This is a genomic window from Chryseotalea sp. WA131a, from assembly GCA_025370075.1.
In the GTDB taxonomy this organism is placed as follows: Bacteria; Bacteroidota; Bacteroidia; order Cytophagales; family Cyclobacteriaceae; genus ELB16-189.
Genome location: CP073016.1, coordinates 1,571,899 through 1,589,916, shown reverse-complemented (window position 1 = coordinate 1,589,916; position 18,018 = coordinate 1,571,899). Strand labels below are relative to the sequence as shown.

Here is an 18,018-nt window from a genome sequence, read left to right as displayed (position 1 = left end):
ATTCATGGTCTTCTAACAGAACGAAAGTCCAGTGTGCCTATTTTTAACATGAACATCGGAATTCCGTTAGATCGTATTGGCACAGTGCCTAATGAGTTTGGCCACTTTATCATGTTCTTACCAAAACAAAAAGGTATATTGAGTTTTGATAAAAATTCTTTTGATCGCTTTGAATTCCAATACGACACGAGGTCAATCCGATGATTTTTTTGATAGTAAAATAGGCAAAATAAAGCCGATAAAAATCAGTGATAAGAGCAGTCCCCCAATCGTCCCCACTGCCAGTGAAAACCAAAACACTTCATTTTGCCCCCCAATCAAAAAAGGAACAAGCCCTAAGCAGGTTGATAAAAGCGTAAGGGTAATCGGTTTTATCTTAGCGGTCACTACTTTAACAAACCCACGGTTAGTTTTTCTTTTCAACTGATTGAAATCATTTAAGATGAATACAACGGAGTTCACTACCAGCCCACCCAACAAGATAAAAGCGGCATATCCACCTTGGTCAAAATAAAAATCAAAAACAGCAAAGCTGAGGAACAACCCTATAAATGAAATAGGGATAGCGAGAACGATATAGAGCGGCTGTTTAAAGCTCTCAAACAAAATAGTGCCGATGATGTAGATGCCAAGGATGAGCAAAAGCAGTAGCCCATATTGTCGCTTTGCTTTCGCCCATGAAAAAGGCCAACTTATTTTTTCGGCCTTGTAGCCTGCAGGCAGTAATGGTTTTTGGCGCGCGAGCACCTCATCTAAGTATTTGTTTCCAAATAGGGAACTACCGTAGTAGTCAAACCCTACCATGCGTATGTATTGCCTGTCTTCTTTGTGTATGGCGTTGGTAGTCCGCTCTTTGTTCAAGGTAGCCGTGCTGGCAAGGCGGTAGTAGGTGCTATCGGCACGGAGGTAATCTTCCATGATGGCAAACGTAGAGAACGAATCCCCATCGCTTGCGCGCAGGTATACGGGCATTTCTTTTTGTTGCAAAGCCAATTGAAATGAGGGTGCACGCGAGTTCGCTTTTTCCTTGAGCGAAGCGGCCACCGAGGCGGTGGAGATAGGTAACCCATTCTGTTGCACTGAACTGATGTGAAGTACCAATTGCTCCGCAGATTTTTCATTCCAATTCAAACGCTCATTGGTATTTACTTTTTGGATGCGCTTGTGTTTTAAAAGTTCATCGGCCAATTGTTGCGCTTGCCGCTCCAGCTCGGCATAGTTGTATCCTTTCAGTTGCACTTTAAAATTAGGGAGCGATTCGCCCATGCTGTTGCTAAAGCCTTGGCCTACTCCGTAAATATTCCATTCCACTCCGCCCCAATCGAGCGAACGGGCAATGAGTCTACTCTTCAGTTGATATGGCAGTGCTCCTTTTTCTTGTTCTTCTTCAAATAGAATTATTATCGATCCGTGCTGCCCTGTGTAGACTGCCGAAACAAATTTATCAATGCCGCTCACCGTTTGCAGATAGCTTTCCATGCCAAGGATCACGCGGTTCATATCCTCCAATGTATTTCCATACGGAAGTGTCGCGTTCACATAGAGCTTTGTCTTTTCCGAATCGCGGTAGCCCGATCGCTCATACACATTTCGCACAAACAACCGCAGTGCGCCCCCAAGCCATTTGTCTGAGTGAGGCCGAATGGTTTCTTGGTAATAATCGCTGCCAATGGTTCGGTTGTACCATTCCTGCCCTTCCCATTTTGCTGGCAGCATAAATAAGGGAATGCCAAAGGATAAAACGAGCAACAGAGCCATTGTTTTTTTATACCGTGCAGCAAAAGAGATTGACTTAAAGTAGTGACTAAAAATCAGTACTTGTTTTCGAAGTGATCCGATGGAGTGTTTTTTTTTCACCGTTGCGGCCTTCCCAAACAACAAACGATAAGCGGCAGGCACAAAAAATGTGGCCACAAAAATGGAACATCCAAGCGCAAGTGCCACGATAAGACTAAACTCTGTGAGGTTTTGCCGATCTTCTTCGGGCAGTAATAAAACCAATAGCAGGGCCATCACCGTGGTAAGTGTGGCACCCAGTATGGCTTTGAATACAGCTCGGTTATTCTTACGGTCTAACTGATCGAGCATCACAATGGCGTTGTCCACCATCATACCAAAAGAAATGGTAATGCCAGCAATCGTGTACAGGTGAATAGAGATGCCGAGGAGATATGCGGATAGTGCGGTGAGGCAAAGGGTAGTTAAAATACCTGTTGATAAAATAACAAGGTGCTGCCATTTTCGATAAGCAACTAAAATAAAACCGAGAAGTATAGTGAGAGCCAGCCCCGAGCGAAGATAGTTTTTGTTCATTTCCTTTTGCAGGAATTCGGTATCGTCATAGTCCAACAGTAGTTGAAACCCATTGGGTAGGTGTTGTTTTAGTTCCTCAATTTTATCTTTTGTTTGTGAGGCAGTAGCTATCCTGTTTATTTCATTGTCAGCATAAATACCAAGTGTGACTGAATTGAGGCCATTGATGCGGAAATATTGATTGGGAGCTGTTTCTTCCACGTAAATCTTGGCTAGGTAGCTTAACTTCACATACTCATTGCCAGCTGGTATTTGCACTTCACCCAGTTGCTTTAAGTCGTAGAATTTATTCTCAACCTTCAGTGCTAGTCTTTGACCCGTGGCCAATTTAATTTGCCCCGGAAAAGAAGAAGCGAAGGTTTGTAAAATTTGTCGCGAGATAATATCGGGGCTTACTCCAAACTGCCTAAGCTTATTCAGGTCGTAATCAATGGAAATTTGAAGATCTTCAGCACCGGTTACTTGCACCTCTTTGATGCCCTTCAACTGAGCCAGTTCACTGACAAACAGATCATTGGTAGTTTTCTTTATCTGATATGGAGCTACCTTAGCATTGATTCTATAGAGCAAAAGAACCTTTTTGCCTTCTGCTTGCCGAGCTCTCTGCTCTAGCTGCGGGTAACTGATTTTGGGGTTTAATTTTGGATAAATCTGCCTTACCAAGGAAGTAATTTCAAATTTTTTAAAATCTATATCCGCTTGTTTATCAAAAGTGATTTCTATGGTGCCTTGGTTGTATCCTGAAACTGAATATATCTTTTTGATATTTGTAATTTGAGACAGTACATTTTCCAATGGAGCGGTTGCTTCCTGCTCAACCGTTTCGGGTGAGGCATCGGGCAGCGTGAATGAAATGGTCAGCGTGGGAAGGCTATAGTTGGGTTGCAGATCGATGGAAAACTGCGAAACTACCGCCAATCCCATGAGCGATAGAAAAACAAATAGAACAACTGTTTTATAGGGAGTCAAAAGGCTAAACTTTATATCCCAATATAATTAAAAGGTGTAATTTTCTTCAACTCTTTCTTCAACTCATCCTTAATAACTAAGTTGTCGATAAAATTGCCTAATGTTTGTTGAGTTATTCTCTCATTTTTTCTAGTCAATTCTTTCAATGCTTCATAAGGATTAGGATATCCTTCTTTTCGCAATATCGTTTGAATGGCTTCTGCCACCACCGCCCAGTTGTCATCCAGGTCTCTATCAATAGCTGATTGGTTCAATTCTAATTTATTGATTCCTTTTTCTAGAGATTTCAATGCAATGAATGTATGTGCAAGTGGAACGCCAATATTTCGCAGCACAGTTGAGTCAGTCAGGTCGCGTTGCAATCTCGAGATGGGTAGTTTAGCCGAAAGGTGCTCAAATAGCGCGTTGGCCAATCCTAAATTTCCCTCTGCATTTTCAAAATCGATGGGGTTTACTTTATGGGGCATGGCACTAGAGCCCACTTCTCCTTCTTTTATTTTTTGTTTGAAATAATTCATGGCAATGTATTGCCACACATCTCGGCTATAATCAATCAAAATGGTATTGATGCGCTTAAGGTTATCAAACAAAGCAGCCAAATGATCGTAATGTTCAATTTGGGTAGTGGGGTGGCTGCGCGAAAGGCCTAGTTTGTGATTCACAAAAGCATCTGCAAAGTTTTTCCAATCAACACCTGGGTAGGCGATATGGTGTGCATTGAAATTGCCCGTAGCCCCACCCAGTTTAGCAGCGTTGGGAATGGTTTTCAATAGCTCCAATTGATTTTTCAATCGTACACAAAAAACTTCAAACTCTTTACCCAACCGCGTGGGCGATGCAGGTTGGCCATGGGTGCGTGCCAACATCGAAACATCTTTCCATTGAATGGCTTGTTGACTGATCAATTGCAACAGTCGTTGCAACGAAGGCAGAAACTCTTTTTCTAAAAACTCTTTCAGCAAAAGAGGGGTCGCAGTGTTGTTAATATCTTGCGAGGTAAGGCCAAAGTGAATAAATTCTTTGTACTCAGAAATCGCTAACTTATCAAACTCATGCTTTAAAAAATATTCAACAGCCTTTACATCATGATTGGTTTTCTTTTCGATTTCTTTTATTTCTTCGGCATCCGTAATATCAAAATTTTTGTAAAGACTGCGCAGCGGTTCTATTTGTTCGGCTGGGAAGCTCTTGAGTTCAATAAGCGGAATCTCTGTTAAAGCAATAAAGTATTCGATTTCAATCAGCACGCGGTAGCGGATCAATCCAAACTCTGAAAAGTAAGGGCGCAGGGCTTCCGTTTGGTTGTGGTACCGGCCATCGATGGGAGAAAGGGAGGTGAGAGCAGACGTTATCACGTGGTCATTAATAAGTTGCGAAGATACAGAAAGACAAGGGTTTTGAATAGTTGGGATGGTATTCAATTATTCGCTTTTCAGGTGGGTTAGGGTAAAAATCTTCTAGAATAATACTACCTTGGGAATACTATTAGCTAACATACTAACTCCTATCTTTGGACTTTCACTGTTTAATTCAGAATTATCTTGGTTGCACTCGCTATTGCAGGTTTTGTTGTGCTGGGTATTCAGCTCCTGTATTTTTCCCTTTTTTTAATGGCTTTCTATAAAAAAGAAAAAGTAAGCCCACAAGACCCACGGCCAGTTTCCATTATTGTCTGTGCCCATGACGAAGAACTAAATCTACGTGAGTTGGTGCCCTTGCTTTTAGCGCAAGACCACCCACAGTTTGAAGTGATTGTGGTGGAAGACCGTGGCAACGATGGCACCTACGATTACCTCCTTCAAGCAACCAAAGAGTTTGATAAACTGAAGATGGTGCGGGTAGTGAATAAACCAGAGCATGTGAATGGAAAAAAATTTGCACTTACGCTGGGAATCAAAGCTGCCAAATATGATCGGGTATTGTTGACAGATGCGGATTGCCGCCCTTCCAATAACGGTTGGGCCAGGCAAATGACCTCGGTCTATACGACTCAAACGGAATTTGTCTTAGGGTTTTCGCCTTATCAAAAATCAGATTCATGGCTCAACGCGTTTATCCGTTTTGAATCTACCCTTACGGGGATACAATTTGCCGCTATTGCCTTGTTGGGTAAACCGTACATGGGCGTAGGGCGTAATCTGCTGTATGAAAAGAAAGTATTTTTGGACAATAAAGGATTTAACCCCCACTTGGGAGTGATGGGCGGAGATGATGATTTGTTTGTGAATAAACATGCCACGAAGCGAAATACGCTTGTAAAGATTGGATCAGAATCGGTTACCTACTCTACACCAAAGAACACGTGGGGAGAATTTTACTATCAGAAGCTCAGGCATTTATCAGTGGGCAAGCACTATCATTTTTCTGATAAAGCCATCTTGGGAGTTTTATCAATAACATGGATGATGACGTGGTTTGGCGTATTGCCGATGTTGTTGACTAATCCCTTGTTTTACTTTCTTTTAGGCGCATTTTTGCTGCGATGCGTGATGCTGATGGTGCTATTTTATAAGGCTTCTCGTAAACTCGGGCAGGCATTTGAGGTTTGGAAGATACCAATTTTAGATTTTATTTATGCCTTTTATTATCTTGTTGCCGGTGTGGCCGCTTTAAAGGCAAAACGAATTAGATGGAAGAACTAGAAGAAGGTAGGTTTTCATCAAAGGCATTAGAAGATTTTCGCCTGATTGACATGGCCGTAGGTGGCGATGAAAAGGCCTATGCAAAACTATTGCAGCGCTACAAGCGCCCGGTCTATCATGTCATTTTGAAAATGGTGCGCAATGTAGACGATGCCGAAGATTTAACCATGGAGTCGTTCTCCAAAGCATTTCGCAGTCTGCACCGATTCAAAAAAGATTTTACATTTAGCACCTGGTTGTTTCGTATTGCCACCAACAACACCATCGATTTTATCCGCAAGAAAAAGATCAATACCCTCAGCATCGAAAATACCTATACCGATGATGACGGTGGCTCGGTTTCGATTGACATTGAAGATGTTGGGAACTTGAATCCGCAAGACGAGGCCATTCGCGCACAGAAAGAAGAAATCATGCAAGTGTTTGTAAATATGCTGCCTACCAAGTATCAAAAATTGGTGAGGCTCCGCTATTTTCATGAATTAAGCTACGAAGAAATAGCAGTTGAATTAGAGGCACCGCTTGGTACCGTGAAGGCACAATTGCACCGTGCCCGTGAACTACTTTATGACCTGGTAAAGAATAAGAAGGAGCACATCTAAAAAAGAATAGAAGGAGTTAGTAGCCAGTATATTCAATAGATTTTCTACTGTAGAACTTCGTTTAATTTATTGATTCACTTCCACGACCTCGAAGGAATGAGGCTTCATCGTGAGTTTTCCAGCACCATTTTCAACCTTCAATTTTCCATTAAATTGAGTTCTGGCCTTCGATGGCAACTTGCCCAATTCAATTTCTTTGGGTTGTGCAGATTTGTTGAATGCTACGATTACTTGGTTGCTGAAGTAACTTCGCTTATAAACCATCAGTTGGTCTTCTACTCTCAACCATTGAAAATCGCCATACAAAAGAGCCATCGAATTTTTTCGCAGCGCCACTAATTTTTGAGCTATCTCTTTTGTTTTGTTTTCAAGCGGACTCAACTTTTCGAAGCGCATCATTCTTCGGTTGTCGGGGTCGTTGCCTCCGGGGTCGCCAATTTCATCGCCATAATAGATGACCGGCACACCGGGTATCGTCATCATAAACGCAGTGAGCGATTGCAGTTTATTATAACCGATAGTGTCTTTGATTTCTATTTTTCGTTTCCAGCCTGCACGCTTAGCATCTTCGTCAAATCGTACCGAGCCATCGGCATAACTGATAAAGCGTGCACGGTCTTGGTTGCCTGTGATATTTCCCATTAAGTGATGGTCGCCAAACCGCGACATGCTTTCGGTAACCGAAGAACTCAACCGCGAAAAAGGAACTTCATCGCGGGCAAACGTATTCACTGCATCGTCATATACATTAAAATCAAATTGCCCATCCAACATGCCTGTGTTCACATAACTGTTCACCAATTCGCGGCTTCCATAGGTTTCACCTATTTGGTAGATCGGTCGGTTGATTTCTGACTTTATTCTTTTACTGAGCGTTCGCCAAAACAAAAGGTCAATATGTTTAGAGGCATCGTGACGGAAGCCATCCAACTCATAATTTTTTAACCAATACAAGGCCGTGTCGGTCATGGGGTTTACCACTTCGGGTTTTCGCAAATCCAGGGTGGGCATAAATACATCAAACCACGTGGTCAATCGTTGGTCGTCCCAACGCTCCGTGTTAATGGTTCCATCGGGCAAATAAAGTGGCGTGAACCATTCGGGTTTTAATTTTACGAGTGGATGTTCTTGATGAACGTGGTGCGCCACATAATCTAAAATTACATTGATGTTTTGCTTGTGCGCCTCGCTGATGAGTTCTTGCATGTCAGATTTCGTTCCAAACCGACTGTCAATTTGTTGCAGCGAAACTGGCCAATAACCGTGATACCCTGAAAATGAAGTGACTGGGTCAGGATACTTTCCATATGCACCTTTTGGATTGCGTGTAATGGGTGACAGCCAGAGAGTATTGATGCCAAGCGAAGAAAAATAGCCATCTTTTATTTTTTGTGTAACACCAGCAATATCGCCACCATAATAATTGACCTTTGGTAAAATGTTTTTATCCTTTACCGGTTCGTCATTTTCTTTTTTCGCATCGTTAAACCGATCAATCATCATAAAGTAAAGTATCTGCGCTTCTTTGTCATGGCGAGACAGTTGCGTGGCATCGCTAAGTACTTGATTATTTTGAAGTGGAATCAACATATCGTTTGATATGCCTTCGTCATTGGCGGCCCAAACACGAATGAAACTTCGGGTGTTGGTAGCTGCTTCGTTTGGGATGGTGATATCGATTTGTTTCTCGGTTAGTTTTACGGAGCGATAGTCGAGCAAAAAGTTTTTCCAAAATACCATTACTTCTTTGGCAGGATGGCTCAACACAAGTTGAATGATGTTGCGTTCGTAATTTTTGGTTGAGAGCATGGGCAATTTGTCGAGGCTAGGCCGAGGAATTTTGATAACTGAATTCCAGCCGCCCATCCCATTGTCAACCGAATCTTTGTTGGAGGGGTCGCGTTTTTCTTTTCCATCAACAACAAAAAGATATTGGTAGTTGCCGGGTGGCAGCGACATCGAGTACGAAAATCCATTTTCTGTTTTGTTAAAAAGTGACGATTGTGCATTCCATGCATTGAATTCACCTTTGGTGCGTACTTCTTTTGCTTCGCCTTTGTACGTTAATGTGATGGGTGTTTTAGCAGCACGTTGCAATGGAATCGCGTAGGCCTGACCTTGGTGCCAAAGCTTGATACTGGAAATTTTCGTGGCAAGTTGGCCTTCTACTTTCAGAATATTTTTTTCTTGTTTTTTCGTTAACTCGGGGGGAACGGTAACGGAATCTATTTTGGAAACGTCAACCACGTAATCTTCTAAGTTGATTTCGTTCGGACCATTCTCAACAAGGATGGGCGAAGCATTGCCTTTAATCAATTCTTGGTCGTTGAACGAGACGGGTTTTGATGTTTTGCATGAGATTAACATCAGTGTTATGACAGCAAAACTTAGTGTCTTTGTGCCTTTGTGGAGAAATTTTGCAATGCCACTAAGACCCCAAGGCACAAAGGAGCGATTACCAATTGATTGTAATTTTTTCTTTTCCATACGAAGTTGAAATAAACAGTAGCGAATTGATTTTTGGTCCCTCGGGTGCGGTGTTCACCGGATCGTAGTTGCTGATGGGATTTACAAAGCGATATTCTTTTTGTTGAGTGCCTTGTGAGTTTCCATTGACATGTGCCTGCTGCAAATTAAACCCGTGAAAAAATACGATTAACTTTTTGTAAGGCGAGGGATAGTTGCCATCACTGGCTTCCAAAACTAATTCATTTTTAGTTGGTGTGTAGGTGATTTTACGTTTAGCAAATTCACCTTTTTCGTAATTGAATGTTTGCCCATCATCTTCATACAGTGTAAAATCATTGTACTCGGTACCTTGATACAGATGTAGTTCCAGCGTATCTCCAGTGTCTGCCACATTTTTTCCAGCTTGTTCGCGCATGGGTAGGATGGACGAACCTTTTACATACACCGGCAATCTATCGAGCGGGCAGTCTGTAATCAATTCTTGATTGCCTGAAAGTTGCTTGTCGGTATACAAATCAAACCAATTGCTGGAAGGTAAAAATACTTTTACCAATTCTTTATTGCTTTCCTCTGGCACTACCATCATGGCAGGCCCAAAGAAATACTGATTTTGATATAGCCCATTGTACACGCGGTCGTCATGCGGATAATCGAATGCGAGACTTCGGTTGATGGGCATGCCTGTTTTGGCTGCATCGTAAAATAATGAATACAGGTAAGGCATCAGTCGGTAACGCAGCTTCATGTAGTTGCGCGAAATTTCTTCTACTTTTTCTCCGTAGCTCCACGGTTCAGAATCGCGAGTATTGATCATGGTATGCGAACGGAAGAAAGGAGAAAAGGCGCCAAGGCTCATCCACCGTGCAAATAACTTTTCATCGGCATTGCCCACAAATCCGCCAATGTCATATCCCGTAAAGGCCAAACCTGATAGGCCCATGCTGTTCACTAAGCGAACACCTGCCATCATGTGCGCATCATAACTCACGTTATCGCCTGTCCACACAGCAGCATAGCGCTGAATGCCGGCAAAGCCCGAACGCGTGAGATTAAATGGCCTTTTGTTCATCAACGCTTTGGTGCCTTCGTAGGTGCTACGGCTCATGAGCATGCCATAAAGATTTCGTGCCTCACGGGTGGTGGTTTTTCTTCCGTCAAAATCAAACTCCAACAAGTCTGGAAGCATGTTTCCCCACGTGGCGATTTCGTTCATGTCGTTCCAAAAACCTTCTACACCTAAATCGGTATACGCTTTGAATTTTTTTGCCCACCATGCGCGTGTTTCAGGATTGGTGAAATCTGGAAAGTGACACCAGCCTGGCCATACTTGGCCAGCGTACTCAGTACCATCTGGATATTTTACGAATACATTTTCTTTTTTGCCCGAGTCGTATGTTTCATATCCTGCTTCGGTTTTAATGCCGGGGTCACACATCACCACGATATTGAAACCCAACTCTTTCAATCGGTCGATTAACTTTTTTGGATTGGGAAATGTCTTGCCATCCCACGTAAAAATTTTGTAGGCATCCATGTAATGAATGTCCAACACGATGGCATCGCTGGGTAGGTCGCGCTCGCGCAATGTTTCGGCAATGCGCTCTACTTTTTTATCTGGATAGTAACTGTATCGGCATTGCTGATAACCAATGCTCCATTGCGGAGGGAGTGGCATGCGGCCTGTTAGAAAGGTATATGACTTAATGATATCTCGTAAACTATCTCCCGCCATGAAGTAGTATTTCATTTCGCCACCATCGGCAGCGAAACTAGCAAAGCGGTCGTTGGAGGCACCGAAGTTGAAGGTACTCCGATAACTGTTATCGAAGAAGATTCCGTATTTCTGTTGGTGATGGATACCGATGTAAAAAGGGATGGTGCAATAAAGTGGGTCGCTATCGGGGCCGTAGGCATACGCATCGGTATTCCAATTGATGTAGCCACGGCCACGTTTATCTAGCGGCCCGGTTTTTTCACCTAGCCCTAAAAAGCGTTCGCCCTCTTGCAGTGTTTTATAGCAACTGATGTGCTCGCCCATCCACCGAATGCCGTGCGCATCGTCTTCGTTGATCACAGAATCGGATAAGTCTAAAAATTGAATTCGCATCGATGATTTTTCGATGACCATTTTCAGGTAATCGGTGGTAAGGGTTATTGATTGGTTGTTTTCGGCAACCGAAAAGGCGGTTGTTTGAGGTGTGCCCACCACGGCATACGAGAAGTCTTCAGGCTGTTGATTTTGAAATGCCCAAATCCGCACAATTTTATCGGAGTAAAAAGTAATGTCCAGTTGGCCATTTTTACTTTTTAGGGCTAGTCCTTCGGCTGTTTTGGAGTAGGATGTAAACGATCCAAGGCTTTTGCTAAGGGAATGTGACATGAGGGAATGATTAAGTTTTTCTGAAAGAAAATTAAAGCAAGGCTTTAATCCTAACAGAAATGAAAGCAAAAATCAGAAATCGATTGCAGAATCAACAACCTAGGCAAAGTGCGTTACCTAGGTGAAGTAGGAAAGCGCATTAACTCTTTTTTCTTAACTACTTTTTCTTGGCAGATTTTTTTAATGATGAATTGCGGATGATGAGCTTTGTTTTCAACACTTTGATTTCTGAAGGAGCATCATCCAAATCCTTGTCTTTGCGCTCAATTTGGCGAATGAGCAAACGTGCGGCTTCTTGGCCCATCTCGTAACCGGGCTGGTCGATGGTGGTGAGTGAGGGTTCCATCAGTTCACCAAAAAACCAATTACTAAACCCAACCACGGCAATGTCTTGCGGAATTTTAAGGCCCTTTTCCTTTATTGCTACCATTGCGCCCATGGCCATGGGGTCGTTATTGGTGAAAATTGCATCTATTGATACTTTTGAGTTAAGCAGTTGTTTGGTTACCTCTTTGCCCTCTTCAAACGTTCCTGAATCGCAAGGAAAAATAAGATCCTCATTGACTTTAAGACCGTTTTCAGTAAGGGCATCTTTATAGCCGCGCAGGCGATCTTTACTGATTATTAATGAAGGAGCCCCCACCATGTGCGCAATGTTTTTGCACCCTTGTTCTATCAAATGGTTTACGGCCTCTTTAGCACCAGCATAGTCATCCACAATCACTTTGCTTGACGTGGGGCTGGTATACATGCGATCGTAAAAGACGATGGGAACACCTTTTGAGATAATCGATTCGATGTGGTCGTAATTGGTCGTTTCCCTTGCCAAAGAGATCAACATGCCATCTACCCGGCTATTGAAAAGTGCCTTTACGTGAGCAACTTCACGCACATAGGTTTCGTTGGATTGAGCTAAAATGACACTATAGCCCGCCTGATGGGCAACATCTTCAATGCCGGAGATCACCGTGGAAAAAAAGAAATGGACAAGTTCGGGAATGATTACCCCAATGGTATTGGTCTTTTTTTGGCGAAGGCTCAATGCCACGATGTTGGGTTGATAATTCAGCTTTTCGGCCAAAGCGTTTACCGATTTTTTGGTCTCTACGCTAATATCCGGATGATCCTTTAAAGCGCGCGAAACGGTGGAAGGAGAGATACCCAGTTCGCGGGCAATGTCTTTAATGGTTACTTGGGCGAATTTCATCTCGTTGGTTTGGTTTTAAAGCACGTTTTATTAGCCATGAAAAGGCAAGATAATCATTGCATTTGTTATTTATAAATTGTTTAAACTTTTGGAATGACTTAAGCACCTAGATTTAACGGGGTATTCGATTCCTATAATACCTTACATTGATGGAGCAATTCATCAGATAAACTATAATATTGTAAATTAGATTATTTGTGGGGTTTACTGTTAGGCATGGGAATATGAAGATATGGGTGTTTTTTATGGGTTTAGCATTTTTATGCTTCCACATAAGCGTTGGTCAAATTCGAATGGAGGTTATTAAGCATCCGCCTTTTAGCTTACGAGACTCAACTTTATTTATCACAGGTACTTTTAATGGTTGGAGTCCAGGAGAGGAAAACTATAAGATGACGCGGGGTGAGAACGGTGTTTATTTCTACTTGTTACCAGATTCGTTAGCGTATTTTGAATATAAATTTACCCAAGGAGGCTGGATTTTTGTAGAGGGCAATAAAGAGGGAAATGTTCGGGCCAATCGGATTTACAACCGTGCACAAGAACCTAATCCCAAACTTGTCCAAGTTGAAATAGAAGGGTGGGAGGCTCAGCCAGCTTATACCATTGTAGTGAAAAAGATACCTAAAAATACCCCTTACGATGCTTCTATTTTTATTATGGGGAATTTCAATAACTGGAATCCAGCCGATAGAAAATACAAGCTTAATCGACAAGTGGATGGAACCTATCGGGTAATCATTTATAGCCCTGACGAAGAAGTACAGTTTAAGTTTACGAGAGGCTCAAACAATTCAATAGAGAGCCGAGCGAGTGGCCGGATTTTGCATAACCGATTGTTGGAGCGGAATAAAGTAAAGGTGAGCTCTAATATCGAAATGGAAATTGCTGGTTGGAACGACCTTCCAGGAGAAAACAAATTGTATTCTATTTACGACTTGCTATTGCTATTCTCCTTTTTTCAAGGCCTGTTATTGGTAATTACCATTCCTAGCATGCAAGGGTATAACCGGTCGGCCAACCGATGGCTGCTTTTGCTAATAGGATTCTCGAGCGCGATTTTGGCCATTCGAGTGATTGCAAATTACCCCGGCATTTTGGAGTCTTATCCTAAACTACAGCTCCTGTCGGATTTGATATACTTTGTCTATTCGCCCTTATTCTTTTTTTACATTCAACGCTTGTTGTTTCAAACCCAAAATATTCAAGGGTCTAAAATGCAACTTCATTTTATTCCGGCCTTGGCTCAATTTTTCATTTACATGGCCTACTTTTTTTTAGATGACTCTACGTTTGAATCAAAACTATACAATCAAGAATCTGATTTATACATCACCCGGTTTTTGGTGGGCTGCAGCGCGTTGGTGTTTAATTTCTTTTATTGGTTCTACTCACTTCGGGCAATTAATCGATATAAGGAGGATTATAAAAACAGTAACTCGTATGAGCAGAATTTACAATTTTTGAATACCGTATTGTTTATTCAAGGTATATGTTTAATGGCATGGATACTATCTGTAGGTTTAGTTTTACTCGGAAAGTGGCAGCAGTTTGAAGTTTTCAGTGTTTTTGAGTTTATGTCCGAAACCATTTGGATCGTTTTCTCATTTATCACCTTCTTTTTGGGATATTTTGCCATCCACGAACCAGATGTGTTTCGGGTACCAGCTAATGTTTACGTTCCGACAAATACCAACACCTTGGCTGCTATTCCCTTGCCGATTTTATCAGATACAAGCCAACCAACGCAGCTACCTCCTATTCAAGAGGAGTTTGTGGATGCCCCCATCGAAAATTTAGAGATAGAGGTAAACAAGATTTCTACTTACATGGATAAGGCAAAGCCGTATACTAATCCTAAACTAACCCTTGTAGAGCTTAGCAATGGCTTACAACTGCCCCCATACCAGCTTTCGAAAATTATCAATAATGGCTTTGGCAAAAACTTTTTCGATTTTATCAACTCTTACCGGATTGAAGAATTCAAAAAAAGGGTAGAAGATCCCCAATTTAGAAACCATACTTTGTTGAGCATTGCATTTGACGTTGGCTTTAATTCTAAAACAGCCTTTAACCGATCATTCAAAAAGATAACCAATCAAACCCCAAGTTCTTTCTTCAATAATATGAGAGAATATTAGGTATAATTTCTTACTTGCTTAGGCCATTTTTTTTAGTTGATGCACTGTGTAATGATTTTAATAGGTGCCACATTTCAATTTTATTCATTAAGGCCTGATTATCAATTTTTTACATTTGATAGTTTGTGTGACCACAATCTGAAAGTGGTGCGACACTACCGCTTTATTACCGAACTTTGCAAACGTTTTACGGTGTGTTTTTCAGAAATCGATTGAGGAAAAGTGTATACTTTCTGTTGAATGCATTGTAAAATAAGTTAAACGAAATCTTAACAACTTAACTAAATCTCTATGATCAAACTTTTTACAAAAGTGACGAGGTGCTTGCCGTTGCTCTTGCTGATAGCACACGCGAGTTTTGCCCAGCAAGTGGTAATGGGTAAAGTTACCTCTTCGGACGATGGCTCTCCCATTCCAGGTGTGAATGTGCTGGAGAAGGGTACAACTAATGGCTCTGTAACCGATGGAGACGGTGGATTTAAAATTAATGTAGGGTCAAATGCTACATTGGTTTTTTCATTTGTTGGGTATGCTTCCCAAGAAATTGCGGTTGGTAATCAAACAAATATTGCGGTTGTACTTCAAACGGATGTTACAGCACTGTCAGAAGTGGTGGTGATCGGTTATGGAGAAGTACAAAAGAAGGATGCAACAGGCGCAGTACTCGCTATTTCAAATAAGGATTTTAATAAAGGCGTACTTACTTCACCTCAAGATCTGTTGGTGGGTAAATTCGCAGGCGTTCAGATTACGTCTGCGGGAGGTGCCCCAGGAGCAGGCTCTACCATTCGCGTCCGTGGCGGATCATCTTTGCAGGCAAGTAACGACCCTCTAATTGTAATTGATGGATTTCCGGTCGATAACATGCCTCCTACAGGTGCGGGTTCACTTGCAGGAGTTTCAAATCCACTTGCTGCACTTAATCCAAACGACATTGAAACCTTTACAGTATTAAAGGACGCATCGGCAACAGCCATTTACGGTTCACGTGCAACAGGTGGGGTTATTATTGTCACTACCAAAAAAGGTGTTTCAGGAAAGCCACAATTTTCATATAACGCCAATGTTTCAGTGGCATCACCGATTAAATTCGTAGACGTGATGAACGCCTCTCAGTATCGCTCACTTGTAAATACACTAGCACAGACCGGCACATCAGGGATCGATGCCGCTGCGGTGGCGAAACTTGGCACCGCAAGCACCGATTGGCAAAAAGAGATTTTTAGAGATGCCATTTCACACGATCAAAACTTGAGTGCTTCAGGGTCTTTGAAGAATATGCCTTACCGTGTTTCCTATGGCTATACTGATCAACAAGGTATTTTGAAAACCACAGGTCTGCAACGCCACTCGTTGAACATTAATGCCAGCCCATCGTTTTTAAATGGGGACTTGAAACTGGATATGAGTGTGAAAGGCAGTGTGACTTTCAATAATTTTGGCGAGCAAGGAGCAGTGGGCAATGCTGTTGCCTTTGATCCAACACAGTCCATCAGAGATGCCTCAGCACAACAGTATGGGGGATATTTTTCCTGGCTGAGCAAAGGCGCCATCAATAGCACCGCTAATCCGGTTGCACAGTTAGAGCAAACCAATAACCAATCAACTTCGAATCGATTGATCGCAAGCATTAAAGCAGATTATAAACTTCCATTTTTTCCTGATGTTAAGTTAACTGTCAATGCAGGTATAGACAGGTCGGTAAGTGATGGTTTCAATAGAGCTCCTTTGACCGCTGCATTTGCAAACAATAATGGAGTATTGGTGGGGAGAGACGACACATACGGTGGAAGAAACCAGTCGGAGTTGTTGGATGTTTATGCTAATTACCTAAAGCAATTTGGAAAGCACAAGATTGATTTCACTGCGGGGTACGGTTGGCAACACTTTTACAGAGAGGCCTACAGTGTTAACAAAAACACAGCACGTACACTCTCCCTTCCTTCAAAGAGCGAGAATTATCTAGTTTCCTTTTTTGGCCGTTTGAACTACACGTTTAATGGAAAGTACTTGTTAACGGCAACATTAAGAAATGACGGATCGTCCCGGTTTGCACCTGCCAATCGATGGGGCTTATTCCCGTCCGTTGCCTTGGCTTGGAGAATGAAAGACGAATCGTTTCTTTCTAAAATCGATGCGATTTCTGATTTAAAATTAAGGGCTGGTTACGGAGAAACAGGACAACAAGATATTGGAGAGTATTATCCCTATCTGGCCACTTATCAGATCTCGGATGCACAAACTCAGTATCAGTTGGGATACAATACAGACGGCTCAAGACGGTTTTTCAATACGCAAAGACCCAATCCTTATGACCCAAGGATCAGATGGGAGACAACCACAACGATCAACGTAGGTTTGGACTTCGGCCTGTTTGATGACAAGGTAACAGGTTCGGTGGAAGTGTTTCAACGTGACACAAAAGACCTTCTAAACAATGTCCGTATTCCTAATGGTTCGAATTTTTCCAATTTTCTTACTACTAACGTAGGATCAATGGAGAATCAAGGCGTAGAAGTTACGTTAAGTACTCGGGCGGTTACAAAGAAGGACTTTACGTTGCATATTGGCGCCAACTTCACTGCGATTAACAACAAGATTACTAAGCTTAATTTGACCAACGACCCGAACTTCATCGGTAATTTCACGGGCGGTGTTGGTGTTGCATCCAACATTCAGAATAACCAGGTCGGCTTTCCTGTTCGATCTTTCTTTCCTTACCAGCAGGTGTACAATACAGCAGGCCAGCCGATCGAAGGATTGTATGCAGATCGTTCAGGTGAACCAGGTGCTGTTTTTGGAAACAATAGAAATCGATACAGATACAGAAGACCTGAGCCTGATTTCTTAATCGGCATCAACTCAAGAGGTAATTACAAAAAGTTTGACTTCTCGCTTTCTGGTCGTTTAAGCATTGGAAACTATGTTTACAACAATGTAGAATCTGGTCGCGCTTTTTATAATGGTGTTTTTGATTTGGGGCATTTCCGCAACGTGCCTAATTCCATTAATGATGCTCGATTTACTACGCAGCAACTTTTGTCAGATTATTATATCCAAAACGGATCATTTTTCCGCATGGATAATATGAGCGTGGGCTACAGTATCGACAAAGTATTTGTTGATAGATTGAAAGCACGGGTGAGTTTGACAGTGCAGAATGCATTCTTGATCACCAACTACAAAGGGATTGACCCGGAAATTGAAAATGGCATAGACAACAATATCTATCCTCGTCCTCGCACGTTTTTGTTAGGTGTTAATTTTACATTTTAATTGATGATGTATACTGCTA

Annotated in this window: 9 protein-coding genes; 4 read left to right on the top strand and 5 right to left on the bottom strand. The window is 42.1% G+C overall.

Going from position 1 to position 18,018, the window contains the following annotated elements:
• Nucleotides 1–192 precede the first annotated feature (192 nt).
• Both KA713_07055 and purB read right to left on the bottom strand, forming a co-directional pair.
• Nucleotides 193–3,282: an efflux RND transporter permease subunit gene (locus KA713_07055; GenBank protein UXE68328.1), complete on the bottom strand. Its 3,090-nt coding sequence runs from the start codon at nucleotides 3,280–3,282 to the stop codon at nucleotides 193–195.
• A gap of 11 nt (nucleotides 3,283–3,293) precedes the next feature.
• A complete protein-coding gene (gene purB, locus KA713_07050) occupies nucleotides 3,294–4,637 on the bottom strand; it encodes an adenylosuccinate lyase (protein ID UXE68327.1) in 1,344 nt (447 codons plus the stop codon).
• Between the two features lie 312 nt (nucleotides 4,638–4,949).
• Here purB and KA713_07045 point away from each other — a divergent pair, with 312 nt between their 5' ends.
• Both KA713_07045 and KA713_07040 read left to right on the top strand, forming a co-directional pair.
• Nucleotides 4,950–5,924 (top strand): glycosyltransferase, encoded by a 975-nt coding sequence (locus KA713_07045; GenBank protein UXE69063.1) that lies wholly within the window; start codon nucleotides 4,950–4,952, stop codon nucleotides 5,922–5,924.
• Entirely contained in the window at nucleotides 5,912–6,526 is a 615-nt protein-coding gene (locus KA713_07040; GenBank protein UXE68326.1) for a sigma-70 family RNA polymerase sigma factor, read from the top strand. The genes KA713_07045 and KA713_07040 overlap by 13 nt, the downstream gene beginning before the upstream one ends.
• Nucleotides 6,527–6,592: 66 nt before the next feature.
• Here the strand turns inward: KA713_07040 and KA713_07035 are convergent, their stop codons facing one another.
• The 3 genes from KA713_07035 to KA713_07025 form a co-directional block, all read right to left on the bottom strand.
• Nucleotides 6,593–9,013: an alpha-glucosidase C-terminal domain-containing protein gene (locus KA713_07035; GenBank protein UXE68325.1), complete on the bottom strand. Its 2,421-nt coding sequence runs from the start codon at nucleotides 9,011–9,013 to the stop codon at nucleotides 6,593–6,595.
• Entirely contained in the window at nucleotides 8,982–11,375 is a 2,394-nt protein-coding gene (locus KA713_07030; GenBank protein ID UXE68324.1) for a glycoside hydrolase family 31 protein, read from the bottom strand. Before KA713_07030 ends, KA713_07035 begins: the two co-directional genes overlap by 32 nt.
• Nucleotides 11,376–11,532: 157 nt before the next feature.
• Nucleotides 11,533–12,582, bottom strand: a complete 1,050-nt coding sequence (locus tag KA713_07025; protein ID UXE68323.1) for a LacI family DNA-binding transcriptional regulator — start codon at nucleotides 12,580–12,582, stop codon at nucleotides 11,533–11,535.
• A gap of 293 nt (nucleotides 12,583–12,875) precedes the next feature.
• Between KA713_07025 and KA713_07020 the strand changes: the two genes are divergently transcribed.
• Both KA713_07020 and KA713_07015 read left to right on the top strand, forming a co-directional pair.
• On the top strand, nucleotides 12,876–14,723 hold the full coding sequence (locus KA713_07020) for a helix-turn-helix domain-containing protein (GenBank protein ID UXE68322.1): 1,848 nt from the start codon (nucleotides 12,876–12,878) through the stop codon (nucleotides 14,721–14,723).
• A 291-nt stretch (nucleotides 14,724–15,014) separates the two neighbouring features.
• Nucleotides 15,015–17,999 carry a TonB-dependent receptor gene (locus tag KA713_07015; protein ID UXE68321.1) on the top strand — a complete coding sequence of 995 codons (2,985 nt, stop codon included), beginning with the start codon at nucleotides 15,015–15,017 and terminating at the stop codon, nucleotides 17,997–17,999.
• Nucleotides 18,000–18,018: the final 19 nt, after the last annotated feature.